The organism is Legionella brunensis, from assembly GCF_001467025.1.
In the GTDB taxonomy this organism is placed as follows: Bacteria; Pseudomonadota; Gammaproteobacteria; order Legionellales; family Legionellaceae; genus Tatlockia; species Tatlockia brunensis.
In genome coordinates this window covers 1-12,817 of the sequence record NZ_LNXV01000034.1, presented here as the reverse complement: position 1 = coordinate 12,817, position 12,817 = coordinate 1, and the positions used below count along the sequence as shown (strand labels likewise).

The window sequence follows — 12,817 nt, the reverse complement described above, 5'->3', positions numbered from 1 at the left end:
AAAATGCCGTGTATTGTACGAAAATTAACTCGGCATTGGAAGTGATTATTGGAATTATTTACGGTCATCCTCAGGGAACATGCCCTTCAAACCAGTCATTCCACCCATCCCACGCATCATTTGCTTTATACCGCCTGGTTTGGTAAATTTTTTCATCATTTTTTGCATCTGTTCAAATTGCTTTAACAACCGATTCACGTCTTGGATTTGAGTTCCAGACCCTAGGGCAATACGTTTTTTACGCGAGCCCACAATAATTTTGGGAATACGGCGTTCCTTCGGTGTCATGGAGTTAATGATTGCTATGGTGTGAGACATCGCCTTATCATTGATTTGACTCATTGCCTGCTGAGGTAATTGACTCATTCCGGGCAGTTTACTCATCATGCCTGCAACACCACCCATTTTATTCATTTGCAGTAATTGTTGTTTGAAATCCTCTAAATCGAAGCCTTTTCCTTTCTTCAGTTTTTTAGCTAATTTTTCGCTGGCTTGTTTATCGGCTTTACGCTCAACTTCTTCGATTAAAGTAAGAATATCGCCCATACCCAAGATACGTGAGGCAATGCGATCTGGATGGAAGGGTTCAAGTGGATCGATTTTTTCGCCGCTTCCTAAAAATTTAATAGGTTGGCCTGTGATAAATTTTACAGAAAGAGCTGCACCACCACGAGCATCACCATCTGTTTTTGTCAGGATAATCCCAGTTAAGGCAAGGGCTTCATGAAATGCTTTAGCGGTATTGACTGCATCTTGACCTGTCATACTATCTACAACAAACAGCGTTTCTATGGGATTGACGGCTTTATGTATCGCTTTAATTTCCGTCATCATTTCCATATCGACATGCAGGCGTCCTGCTGTATCAAAAATTACGACATCGATAAATTGCTTTTTGGCACTGTCTAAAGCTTTTTGTGCAATGGCTAATGGTTGTTCATGTGTTTGCGCAGGGTAAAAGGTGACATCAAGTTGGTTGGCTAGCAACTGAAGCTGCTCAATAGCTGCAGGTCTATACACGTCCAAACTTACGAGCATGACTTTTTTATTTTCCGTTTCTTTCAAGTAACGAGCTAATTTTGCGGCACTAGTGGTTTTACCAGAGCCTTGCAGACCTGCCATTAAAAAGACTGCAGGGGGCTGTGTTTTAAAATTTAATTCTGCACGGGTATCGCCCAGTACATGGATTAATTCATCGTGGACAATTTTAACTAGGGTTTGCTCAGGCTTTAAGTTATTGGAAACTTCCTGGCCTAACGCTTTCTGTTTAACTTGATCTATAAATTCTTTAACTACAGGAAATGCCACATCTGCTTCAAGTAAGGATAGTCTGACTTCTCGTAATGCTTCGTGGACATTGTCTTCTGTCAAACGTGCCTGGCCACTCAAGGTTTTAAAAGCGCGGGTTAAACGTTCCGTTAAATTTTCAAACATGACGATTACTCAAGTACAAAAACAGTTACTATATCATATTTAAAATAGGTTTTGACTGCTTTTATAAATCATTCCATTCTCATAGAATAATCAATAATGTGCTTAACCACCTTATTAAAAGATGTTGTCTAAGAAAGAATTTTCGTCAAAAGACTTTGAGGCAGTTGAATTTACTAACCAAATCCATCCACGTATCTTGATATGCTCCGCGTATTTTGAACAAGGATTTAGCCCCTATCCATTTATTTTTGGCCGATATGCCGTTCTTGATGGCTTGTTGAAAGCTCTAGCAAATTTGCCTGCGACTTATGGTTTTCTCATTTGGGATGTTTATAGACCTAGAGAGGTGCAGAGAAAACTCTTTGATTGGATGAGCCGAGAAATTCGCCAAAGATATCCAAATTTAAATGAGCAAGAACACCAAGCAGAGGTTTTGAAATATGTTGCTGCGCCAGCAAAAATTGGTGATAACTATTGTTCCCCTCATCTTAGCGGAGGAGCTATCGATTTAACGTTGTATGATCTTGTCCAAGGCCAACCATTGGATATGGGGACATCCTTTGATGATTGCAGTGAGAAAGCTCATAGCAGTTATTTTGATTTAAAAAGCAAGCTATCTTTTGAAGAGAGTGAAATAAAAGATAGGCGGGATTGTTTACGCAAGGTGATGGAGGGGGTGGGCTTTGTTTCCTATCGTTATGAGTGGTGGCATTTTGATATGGGCAATGTGCTTTGGGCAACAGCAGTAGGACAATCTGCCGTATTTGGTCCTCTTTTCGGTGACAAAGAATGGCCTCTTTGATAGGAGAATTAAAGCTGGTTTGCTATGATGAAAGTTCTTAATTACCTGAGGGAGACACGGTGCAGTTCTCTTTAACAACCCTTTCACTGGTATTAGTGGTATTAATTCTTATTTCAGCCTTTTTTTCAGGTTCAGAAATTGGAATGATGTCTCTAAACCGCTATCGGTTACGCTATCTGGTAAAAAAAAATAATAAGCAAGCAATTCGAGTCAACCAGATGCTTACGAGACCTGATCGATTACTCAGTGTTATTTTAATTGGTAATACCTTCGCCAATATCGTAGCGTCGATGGTGGCTACATTAATCGGTCAACGCTTATATGGTGATGCGGGTGTGGTAATTGCAACCATTTTGCTGACATTTATTATACTAGTGTTCTCTGAAATGGCACCTAAAACATTGGCAGCTCTTCATCCTCAACAGATTGCTTTTGCTGCCTCATTACCTTTAAAACTATTACAAACGCTTCTTGCCCCCATTGTTCAAATTATCAGTTCGATAACAACATTAATATTGCGCTTATTAGGCGTGTCAATTGAAAAAAATCAGCGGGAAGCATTATCGGGGGAAGAATTACGTTCGGTGGTGCATGAAGCTGGGGGATTATTGCCAGTTGAACATAAAAGTATGCTGTTAAGCTTATTGGATTTAGAGCTGGCAACAGTAGAAGATATCATGATACCCAAGGCAGATGTTGTTGGCCTTGATTTAGATCAACCCTGGCATAAATTATTGGAAGAATTAGAGACAGCACAACATACACGGTTACCTCTTTATAGGGATACGATTGATAATTTAGTCGGTCTAGTGCATGTTAGAAGTGTTTTAAATCTTGTTCTTGAAGAGCGTTTGGACATGGATAATCTATTGAAGATTGCAGATGCGCCATATTTTATTCCTGAAGCTACGCCTCTTAATGTGCAAATATTAAATTTTCAAAAAGTGAAAAAGCGTAGTTGCTTCGTTGTTGATGAATATGGTGATTTGCTTGGCTTGGTAACGATGGAGGATATTCTTGAGGAAGTAGTTGGTGAATTCACCACAGATGTAGCGGATTTAAGTAAAGACATCATTCAGCAAGAAGATGGTTCTGTGATAGTTGATGCTAGTATTACCCTTCGTCACTTAAAACGACTACTCAGTTGGCAACTCCCTACAATAGGGCCAAGGACATTAAGTGGTTTAATTATTGAACATCTGGGTTATATTCCCCCATCGGATTGTTGTTTACAAATAGAAAACTTTCAAATCGAAATTTTAAAAGTTAGTGAAAATATGATTAAAACCGTGCGTATGCTCAAAACTAACAAATGGAGAACTAAATAATTACATGAGGTCGTTGCAACTATTTGACTTCACTATTTTCTTTTATGGTCAAAACTCGCGCAGTGAATAAATAACCGCCGTTTCTAATAGTTTTAATGAGCGCAGGTTTTTTCGCGTCAGTTTCAATTTTCTGTCTTAATCGGCTAATTTGGACATCAATACGCCTATCGAAAGGAGTCAAATCACTGTTTTTAGTCAACTGTAATAAGAACTCGCGTCCTAAAACACGCTGGGGCTGTCGTACAAAAGCCAGCAGTAAGTCATATTCACCAGCACTTAATTGGAGCTCTCCACGACTGGTATCATCAAAAACTTGACGCGAAGCTGGATACAAACGCCAATTGGCAAATAATAAAACTTCTTTCTCCTGTTCAATTTCTTTTGTGGAGCGTTGTACTCTTCTTGATATGGCACTGATTCGAGCATGGAGTTCACGGGGATGAATTGGTTTTACCAAAAAATCATCTGCGCCTGCTTCTAACATTTTTACACAAATATCTTCATCCATTTTCTCACTGATTACCACGAGGGGGATGGCATACCGATGAAATAAATTATCTATCGTAGCAGGGTCTGCATGAATGGACGACCAGTTTACCAATAATGCAGTTGGTGGCATGTCTTCTTTGGCTAATTTTGAGAGATTGGAGTACTGTACGATATCATAGTCAAATTTAGCAAAGTATTCGACTAGTTGCTCGTCCATGGGGGCATCGTCAATAATTAACAGATATTTTCGATGCGATAACATTTAGTTTGTTCTCCAATTTGATCCTCTAAGAGTTTCGAAATTATATACTGTCTGTGAAACAATTTGCATCGTAGTCCCATAGAATTTTAATAATATTCTCAGTTTGCTTGTTATTTGCCTCAATCTCAATGAAATTTTTGTCTGATGGGTTAACCAAAGCGGGGTCACTGGTAATACGAGAGTCTAATTTGTAGAATAGAGCAGAATTGTAAACAGAACCTATTTAAATTTTTAATCAGGAGAAAGTAAGAAATGAATAAATTGTTTTATGCCCTCGGAATAGCGTTATGCCTAGTATTGACAGGATGTAAGGATGTTCCCCCTGGCGACTATGATGTTAATGAAGTTGGCAAATTAAAAAAAGTAGCTTCTGGAGTGATTATCTCCAAGCGCCCTGTAAAATTTCATAGCAAAACTGCTACAGCTGGTAAAAACGATAGGACTCCTGGTAGTGAATATCTAGATGGTGGTCGTGGTTACGTTTATGTTATCAAGTTAAATAGCGGGGCGATCGTTTCTGTAGCACAAGCAGAAGATTTAAACCTGAAAGTGAAACAAAAAGTATTAGTTGTTTACGGCAAGACTACCCGCCTACTGCCAGATAGTGGTGCTGACATGTAGCTTCAATAGGAGATACCAATAATTGGTATCTCCTATTTTTTTAAAAACTAATTATCTTGAAACCTTAGCAAAGTCTAATTAGATAAGTCCATTAACAAGCAGGCTTTCCCTCAACAGGTAATCACAAGAGCTTGCCAAGATAGTATCCTTATTTGAAACGGAAGTTTCTAAAAATAGTAGCTAGAGATTTTAAATTAAAGACAAAGTGGCAGAAATGGGAGCATCGTGCTTAAATAAATATTAACTATCATACTTATCTGCAATTAGAGATATTGGCTTAAGGCTATTAAAAGCAGGGTTCTATAGTAGGGTAGGATTTTATTTATCCTTTGAATCTCCTGGCAAAGGATAGTTTTAGAGCGCAAAACACGGACTAAAAGATAAGCTCTGAATCATGTCAAGCGCTCCAGCTTCAGGATGATAGTTGGGGAAAGTCTATGGTTGATGCTAAGCAATTTGTAATAAATTGGTTGGTCACTGATTCTTGCCGGGAAAAAGCATTAATTAAGTATGAAATCAAACAAATTGAAAGCCGTTTGCAGAAAGCAATGGGAGATGGCAAAAATGTGCGCATGCGCGTTCAGGAAGCAGCTCAATTTTGTTCGGAACTGGCATTAAGATATCAAGACCTTTTACATTTATTGAAGCCTGATTGCTCAAAAGAGTCAGAGATATCAATTTCTATTTCAGAGAATAGTCCTTCACGTTGTTATGTTACGATTCAAACACTGAAGCAACAAATTTGCTTAAGCATGACACCGTTGCAAGAGATCAAAATAATTCGCAAATTAAGATATCATTATAAATACCTCCAGGAGCAGTTAAATGGACTTAAACCACAATCGGTGGAATATTTACAACGCTCACTGACAGGGCAACTTAAAACGTTAGTAGAGGCTAATACTTGTTCTGATTGGCTTCTTGCAATCGTGGCGTTTGCCAATGACGCTGGGGAGAATATTCTTTCTTCATTAGCGCTTCTGACACAGTTAGATGACAAGGAAATATTGCGATTAGCTGCATTGTTTGAGCAACAGGAAGTTACTTTGACTATTAACCACATTTTTTTCTTTAAAGTAAATCCTCATAAACTATTCAAACAAGTTCTTCATCCAGAAAAATTATTATCTGTTAAAGCAAGGCTTGCGATGCTTCATCAGTTTATTGAAAGCATGTATCTAACAGTGATGCAGACTTTAAAGCAGCGGAGACTAGGAGAGTTGCATGATCACTTATTCCATGGGGAAGAATTATCACCTGGAATTACCATTAATGTTGAGAGTGAAACACAGCATTTAATTATTGCCGCTTTGAAGGAGTGGCGTCTGCCTGTTTTGGATGGTTCGGATGAGTTAGTGATAAGAAATAAATTAAATGATTTATTTCTTGCTTATAAATTTTGGTTTAACCCAAATCGTTTGATTGATACAGCAATGACTTTGCAACAACAATTTGCTAATAGTGGCGACAGTAATGAGAATTATAAGAAATTTTCTTTATACATGCTGAGCCTTTTTCAGCATTTCTCAACTACTGAATGCTTGGATCTCTATGGTTATTTCGCTAATAAGGATAGTTGCTACTTGATGAGGACATTGGCGGCGGTATTAGAAGATCAAAAAATTGCCTCCTTGCCGTTAGCAACACTGCAACAAAAAGAAGCTATCGGTCGGGTTTACCATGTTCTTGATTGCATCATGGAAGCCGTACGTGAGGAGTTAATGAATCGCTTAATAACCACAACGCCTTATGAGCGTCATAGTACCCACAAACCATTGAAACCGGGACGTCGTAATTTAAATGCTATCAATCGCATTATGGAACTTTATTCGGGTGCGGTAGTTTTAGAAAATAAAATGCTTGAACAATTATTCAAGGAGGTCGGGGGTGACTTTTGACTTGGGGTAGGAAGCAAGTTCTTGTTGGTAAAATTGCAATAGTTCCATAAGCAGTGGGTGCATGGGCGAATTCTGTGCAAATGAAGAGCTTAAATCATCAGTCCACTTGCCATCACTTAGACGTAAAATCACCGTAATATACTTATAGTCATCAGGATACAAAGCAACAAGCCAATCGCCATCTAAGATGCCATATAATTTCAGGGCATCAAGTACCGGCAATTTATCTTTTCTTAATTGCAGCTGATTGTTTTCTGGATTAACCATGTATAACAATTTACCTAAAATTCTGGCTCGTTCTCGAGAAACAATTTGGTTAGGGAGCTCGCCGCTTTCTAAGATAAATACTCTTTTTTCTGGTAGTGTCTGGTTATTTGTAATGGCATTAAGCAGAGAAATACCGTCAAAATTCCTTTTTAAAGGAATTTTAAGGAAAGAGTAGATCGTGGGGGCAATATCAATTAGAGCAACACGGGTACTGATTTCTTTAGGCGAAATAAGAGACTGATTGTTATGAAAAACATTAAAACCTAATAAACAATGGAATTGCGATGGACTTAATAGATCAGAGCCATGTCCTGCACTCATCTCAAGAGCTGTGGATGTCTTTCGTTTAAAATAATCAATGAGCTGACTTTTCTGCTTGCCTTGATAGTTCTGAAGATTTGTTTTGCGGCTCCCTACCTCATACAGAGATTCACCATGATCACTTAGTACAATCACCATACTATTTTCTAACAGTCCTGCTTGTTGCAGATTTTTTAGGAGCGCTCCCACTTGCTTATCTGCTTCGTGGACAGAGGAAAAATATAATCCCTCCCGTTCTTGCACACTGTATACATCACCAACCTCAGCTGGTGATGAGGCTGCCCAAGCATAGGGCCAATGAGGTAAGGCAAAATGAACAGCAAAAAATAGCGGTTTTTTTGGATTACTTTGCTTTATTGCCCTATTTAAAGCATCATCAAAACTACTTGGATAGTAAGAAAAATGACTAGCGCGATTGAGGTAATTGTAAGGAAATAACCAATGACTAATAGGGAGATTGATGAGGAAGTTACTCAAAGGAAAATCGTAAAAGGTTCCTAATAAAATATCATTGACCCCTAATCTAGGGCCAATAATTTTTTGAAAACCAAAATCACTATCAATAGGGCTAAATCTGCGTTCGTCAGTGGCATATATCGTTTGATAACCCATCTTTTGCAAGGTCCATGCAATACTTTCCGAGCTGTTTACAAGTTCAGGCGGCATTAAATTATAGCGTGCACGGTGGTCTAGAGGGTAAAGTCCAGTAAGAATGCTTGCCCAGGCGGAATAGGTTCGTGCTAACGGGGTAATGGTTTCTCTAAAATGAACCCCATTATTAAAAAATTGATAGAGATTAGGGGTGCTAATTTTATTGATGCGCTCTGGACTTAATGAGTCAACACCGATAATTATAATATTAGGTTGCGCAGTTTGGCGCCGACTTGGTGGTGTAGGCTTTTGCCAGTATGTCACCATCGATGCAAAAAGAATGGCTCCTAATAAAAAAGTCATAAAGATTGAATATTGTTTATAGATTTTAAACAAGGCATGCATTGTTAAAAAACATAAACCCAATAAAACGGACATCATAATTATTTGAATTAATGTTATGGGTATATCCGGTAAAAATAAACGACTAAAGAGACTTAAGGGGAAAAAATAGCAATTTAGAGTAATTACTGCAGTGACTGAGAGAAAATAAATAATAAATTGCCAGCACTCTAGTGATATTTTTTCAAGATAACTATCTTTTAATCCCCAAAGCCAAAAAATTTGCAGTAATGTTAGTAAGAAGTAAAGAACGAGTTGAATCAGTCCTGCTGTTGCAATTTGTAGATAAACAGCCAATGGAAGTGGGATAGTTTTAAGAAAACTACCACCTTGAGCAAGGACATAAATAAATTGCAAAATTAAAAAAAGCAGATTAAACAGACTGAAGTTTAGTAAGTAATGGCGAAAAAAGTTCGTTTTCACGGTTTTGGTACAATTGTACTGTTTAAATGCCAATTATAGACATAACCATCAATAGTATTGATATGTTTCAACTGGCTGCGAAGCGGTTCTTTAGCAAATTGCTTAAGATGCGTAATAATATCTGCTTTAGATCCACCAAAATCCTCGTTATACCATTCATAAATTTTTGACACGATTAATTCACCTTCAATCACTTGAGCCCCGCGAAGAGAATTAATATATTCGGAGGCAGCATCGTTGAGCGCGGTTTCTATGGTTGTACCACGATAGGCTTTTTTACCGAGGTTAGCTGCACCGATTGAACCATTATTAGTAGCATAATGGGTACGAGGATCATTCCAAACAGGCCGGATAATACGATTATTTATTTCATCAAGTGATAAAGGTGTGCCATTGATAGTGACTAACTTGGCTCCCCAAGGACCGATACTAAATAATCCAGGGGAAATGTTAATTTCTTCAATGCTACCAACAGGATAATAATCTGCAATAATTTGCACGGTGAGTGCATTATAAAGATTCAACCAAAAAGCAAGTTGCTCATCACGATTATAGGCATCAATATCAATATGACTCATTTTTGTGATGTAACTTTTAAGCAAATCGTAGTCTGCATCGGTAAGGTTGGCATAATCAACCAGATTGATACCTTCATCATCCGTAATAACGCGTCTATTTAAAAACTCTTGCCATTCGTCGTGGGGGATAATAGCTTGTGATAAAGGATTGTTTGTTTCCCAAATAGGCCAAAGGCTTTTGTTGAAAGAAGCATTCGCAATGTTAGCGATGAAAATTAAGATAAATAGACTACAACCCTGTAGTAATCGATTCATATTATACATTTTATACATTCACAGTGGCTCGATTTCGCAATGCATTGCCTATGGTATTACCATCTAAAAATTCTAACTCGCCTCCAGAAGGAATGCCATGAGCTAGTTGACTAATACGTACTGAATGTTCACTTAATAAATCATGGATAAAATGTACGGTTGTTTGGCCCTCTACCGTAGGGCTTAAAGCTAAAATCACTTCAGTAATATTTTCTTCGATAACAAGATTGCGCAATCGTGGCAAGCCTATATCCTCAGGACCCATGCCATCAAGTGGTGAGATTTTGCCCATTAATACATAGTAAGTACCACTAAAAGCGTTACTTTGTTCAACTGCTGTAACATCTGCAGGTGTTTCCACAATACAAAGCGTTTTTCTATCCCGAGAAGGATTTTGACAGAGTTTACATAATTCTGATTCAGTATAATTATTGCAGCGTTTGCAATGATCAATAACTTGCATCGCTTCTTCTAGACAAGAGGCCAGATGCAAGCCGCGTTGGCGTTGGTGTTGCAACAAGTGGAACACCATACGTTGTGCTGATTTGGGACCAACTCCAGGCAGGCAACGGAGAGCATCTACCAAGCGACTCAGTGCATCCATTACCTATCTTATTCCTTCTCTTCATCCTTCATGAAATCAGTAGGAATATTAAGACCGGCGGTCAACTCACTGATTTTTTGCTTAGAGGCTTGTTCGACTTTACGAGCGGCATCGTTAAAGGCTGCTGTCACTAAATCTTCTACCATTTCAACATCTTCTTCCATTAATGACGGGCTAATCTTAACTTTATTAACTTCGTGTCTGCCATTCATTTCAACTTCCACCATGCCACCGCCAGAAACACCTTTAACAACTAATTGGCTCAATTGCTTTTGCGCTTCTTGCATGCGTTGTTGCATCTTTTGCGCTTCTTTCATAATGTTGCCAAGATTTTGATTAATATCCATGTTGACCTCTCAGTAGGGTTATTTTGTTAATTATAATTCATCTTTAATTGGGACAATAGAATTTTTGACCACTTCGGCTGAAAATTCTTGTTTTAATTGCTGAAAAAATACGTCCTGCTGTATAGAAAACTCAGCTTCCAGCTGACGTTGGTTTTGCATAATTTGTTTTTGTTGAGCTGGCGATGACTGTACCACTTCATCACTAGTTAGAGCAATTTTAACAGCTTCCTTATAATATGTCGCTAAAGCTTGTTCAATGCGATTGATTACCGTCGGAGTAAATAAGGACTGATGGCCTTTTGCAACTCGAAAGACGATTTCACGCCCCGATTTTGCTACTAACTCCGCATTTTCGGCTGCATTTAAAGCTAAACCGGTTAATTGAAGCTTGCTTAATATCTGCATCCAATTTTCTTCGTCCGGAGCCTCCTCCTCTTGTAACGGAGGAAGCGAGTCCACTTCTTCGGGAGCCTCTTCCATAGGCTCGTTTTCATACGATTCTTTAAGGGCAAGTGATGGTGGTGCAATAGCAGGAAAAGACTCGTGTTCCGTCGAATCTATTGCGGGTTTATTACTAATGATAGTTTCATAGACCAATGTAGGGGATGTTTCCTTTGGGGCTGGTCTGAAAGTTAACATCCGTAATAATGTCATTTCAAAACCAATTGCCAACGTTGGCGCCAAGTACATTTCCTCAGTGCCTTTGATCCCAATTTGATAAAATAATTGAATATCTTCTGGGCTGAATTGTTTAGATAACGCAATAAGCTGAGGTTCAATATGAATTAAGGGGTTAGTACCAGAAAGGCTTTGGAAAACGGTAATCTGATGCAGAGACTGTAAGAGCTCATCAAGCACATATCGAAAATGCCCCCCCTCTAATGCAATTTGTCGGCTAAGATGAATAAGTTTTTCTGGATTGGCAGTGGCTAAGGCTTCTAGTAGCTGAGATGCATAATCTTGCTGGGTGTGACCCAAAATTGCCTTAACTTCCAGGGCATTTAGATGGCCATTACAGCTGGCAATGGCTTGATCCAATAGGCTTAAAGCATCGCGCATACTTCCTTTCGCAGCTTTTGCTAAGATATCTAAGGCTTCTGTCTCAAAACTTAAATGCTCTTCATTGAGAATATGTTTTAAATGCTGACTTATTAATTTGGTTGCCAAATGCTTAAGATGAAACTGTAGACAACGGGAAAGCACTGTCACTGGTAATTTTTGGGGATCAGTCGTCGCTAATAAAAACTTCACATGCTCTGGAGGCTCTTCTAAGGTCTTTAATAAAGCATTAAAACTATGCTGTGACAGCATATGTACTTCATCAATTAAATAAATTTTAAAGCGACCATTTGTTGGAGCATACTGCACATTGTCCAAAAGCTCACGTGTATCTTCAACGCGTGTTCTTGATGCTCCGTCAATTTCAATTAAATCCAGAAAACGCCCTTGCTCTATTGCAATACAGGTTTCACACTGTAAACAAGGTTCTGCACTAATGCCCTGCTCGCAATTAAGTGATTTTGCCAAAAGTCGAGCGACACTGGTTTTACCAACACCGCGGGTTCCTGTAAAAAGATAAGCATGATGTAATCGCTGTTGAGTAAGCGAATTAATAAGTACCTTATTAATGTGTTCTTGGCCAACCAGTTGCGAAAAAGTGCGTGGTCGCCATTTACGTGCTAATGCCAGATAGCTCATAGGGCTTTCACAAGTTGGGCGGCAGCTCTAAGAGCCGCACCCCGGCGCCCGAATCAATTGTTACCGCTGCTCCCTTCCGGGCCTGACGGGGTTCACAATCTATCGTCGCGGAGGGACCAATAGAGCCACCATTGTTGAACTGCGAAGAGTAGCAAAAAATAATGAAGATCGCCAGCTTTATGTACGGTGACTTTTTTTGCTTGAGTTATTCATTAGAAATTTTAATGATGTATGCCATCATCATTATCGTATTTTAAGAAATAATAGGTAAGAGAAATTTATAAGAGTAGCATTCATATATAATCGTCTGCTAGGTATCGATATGAATATGAATCTTAAAAAAAAATCTACAGAACGGAAAAAAGTGTTTGACAAGACGGCGCAGATGAGTAGAATACGCATCTACGCTTTCGGGGCGGGTTCATTAAGAAGAGAGAAGACAAACTGTGTGGGCACTTCGTTGATAACGAGTGCGACGAAATAGAAGTAGAAGTACG

General features: G+C 38.7%; 11 protein-coding genes and 1 other RNA gene. 4 read left to right on the top strand and 8 right to left on the bottom strand.

All coding sequences use genetic code 11. The features are described 5' to 3' along the window. Window positions 1-54: 54 nt before the first annotated feature. Window positions 55-1,434 (bottom strand): signal recognition particle protein, encoded by a 1,380-nt coding sequence (gene ffh / locus Lbru_RS13665; protein ID WP_058442699.1) that lies wholly within the window; start codon window positions 1,432-1,434, stop codon window positions 55-57. A 121-nt stretch (window positions 1,435-1,555) separates the two neighbouring features. Here ffh and Lbru_RS13660 point away from each other — a divergent pair, with 121 nt between their 5' ends. Then, on the top strand, window positions 1,556-2,236 hold the full coding sequence (locus Lbru_RS13660) for a M15 family metallopeptidase (protein WP_058442698.1): 681 nt from the start codon (window positions 1,556-1,558) through the stop codon (window positions 2,234-2,236). 59 nt (window positions 2,237-2,295) lie between these two features. After that, window positions 2,296-3,564 carry an HlyC/CorC family transporter gene (locus tag Lbru_RS13655; protein WP_058442697.1) on the top strand — a complete coding sequence of 423 codons (1,269 nt, stop codon included), beginning with the start codon at window positions 2,296-2,298 and terminating at the stop codon, window positions 3,562-3,564. A gap of 19 nt (window positions 3,565-3,583) precedes the next feature. Here Lbru_RS13655 and Lbru_RS13650 read toward each other — a convergent pair whose 3' ends face one another. Further along, window positions 3,584-4,315 (bottom strand): response regulator transcription factor, encoded by a 732-nt coding sequence (locus Lbru_RS13650; RefSeq protein ID WP_058442696.1) that lies wholly within the window; start codon window positions 4,313-4,315, stop codon window positions 3,584-3,586. Between the two features lie 252 nt (window positions 4,316-4,567). Here Lbru_RS13650 and Lbru_RS13645 point away from each other — a divergent pair, with 252 nt between their 5' ends. After that, entirely contained in the window at window positions 4,568-4,936 is a 369-nt protein-coding gene (locus tag Lbru_RS13645) for a hypothetical protein (protein WP_058442695.1), read from the top strand. Window positions 4,937-5,373: 437 nt separating this feature from the next. Beyond that, window positions 5,374-6,834, top strand: a complete 1,461-nt coding sequence (locus Lbru_RS13640; protein WP_058442694.1) for a hypothetical protein — start codon at window positions 5,374-5,376, stop codon at window positions 6,832-6,834. On the opposite strand, the gene Lbru_RS13635 is transcribed toward Lbru_RS13640, so the two are convergent. The 6 genes from Lbru_RS13635 to ffs all read right to left on the bottom strand — a co-directional run bounded on the left by Lbru_RS13635 (window position 6,805) and on the right by ffs (window position 12,442). After that, the gene (locus tag Lbru_RS13635) at window positions 6,805-8,838 is read right to left on the bottom strand and encodes a sulfatase-like hydrolase/transferase (protein ID WP_058442693.1); all 2,034 of its coding nucleotides are present in this window, start codon (window positions 8,836-8,838) and stop codon (window positions 6,805-6,807) included. The two genes, Lbru_RS13640 and Lbru_RS13635, sit on opposite strands and share 30 nt — an antisense overlap. Further along, entirely contained in the window at window positions 8,835-9,680 is an 846-nt protein-coding gene (locus Lbru_RS13630) for a DUF547 domain-containing protein (protein WP_131793547.1), read from the bottom strand. Before Lbru_RS13630 ends, Lbru_RS13635 begins: the two co-directional genes overlap by 4 nt. Window position 9,681: 1 nt before the next feature. Further along, window positions 9,682-10,275, bottom strand: coding sequence for a recombination mediator RecR (gene recR / locus Lbru_RS13625; RefSeq protein ID WP_058442691.1), 594 nt, complete (start codon window positions 10,273-10,275; stop codon window positions 9,682-9,684). A gap of 8 nt (window positions 10,276-10,283) precedes the next feature. Then, window positions 10,284-10,622 carry a YbaB/EbfC family nucleoid-associated protein gene (locus Lbru_RS13620; protein WP_058442690.1) on the bottom strand — a complete coding sequence of 113 codons (339 nt, stop codon included), beginning with the start codon at window positions 10,620-10,622 and terminating at the stop codon, window positions 10,284-10,286. A gap of 30 nt (window positions 10,623-10,652) precedes the next feature. Beyond that, the gene (dnaX, locus tag Lbru_RS13615) at window positions 10,653-12,320 is read right to left on the bottom strand and encodes a DNA polymerase III subunit gamma/tau (protein WP_058442689.1); all 1,668 of its coding nucleotides are present in this window, start codon (window positions 12,318-12,320) and stop codon (window positions 10,653-10,655) included. A gap of 25 nt (window positions 12,321-12,345) precedes the next feature. Then, an RNA gene (ffs, locus tag Lbru_RS16640) (signal recognition particle sRNA small type) lies at window positions 12,346-12,442 on the bottom strand. Between the last annotated feature and the right edge of the window lie 375 nt (window positions 12,443-12,817).

Excerpts from the sequence above, each read along its gene's own strand:
- ffh (WP_058442699.1), bottom strand. The coding sequence starts at position 1,434 with ATGTTTGAAAATTTAACGGAACGTTTAACCCGCGCTTTTAAAACCTTG.
- Lbru_RS13660 (WP_058442698.1), top strand. The coding sequence starts at position 1,556 with ATGTTGTCTAAGAAAGAATTTTCGTCAAAAGACTTTGAGGCAGTTGAA.
- Lbru_RS13650 (WP_058442696.1), bottom strand. The coding sequence starts at position 4,315 with ATGTTATCGCATCGAAAATATCTGTTAATTATTGACGATGCCCCCATG.
- Lbru_RS13645 (WP_058442695.1), top strand. The coding sequence starts at position 4,568 with ATGAATAAATTGTTTTATGCCCTCGGAATAGCGTTATGCCTAGTATTG.
- Lbru_RS13640 (WP_058442694.1), top strand. The coding sequence starts at position 5,374 with ATGGTTGATGCTAAGCAATTTGTAATAAATTGGTTGGTCACTGATTCT.
- Lbru_RS13630 (WP_131793547.1), bottom strand. The coding sequence starts at position 9,680 with ATGTATAATATGAATCGATTACTACAGGGTTGTAGTCTATTTATCTTA.
- recR (WP_058442691.1), bottom strand. The coding sequence starts at position 10,275 with ATGGATGCACTGAGTCGCTTGGTAGATGCTCTCCGTTGCCTGCCTGGA.
- Lbru_RS13620 (WP_058442690.1), bottom strand. The coding sequence starts at position 10,622 with ATGGATATTAATCAAAATCTTGGCAACATTATGAAAGAAGCGCAAAAG.
- dnaX (WP_058442689.1), bottom strand. The coding sequence starts at position 12,320 with ATGAGCTATCTGGCATTAGCACGTAAATGGCGACCACGCACTTTTTCG.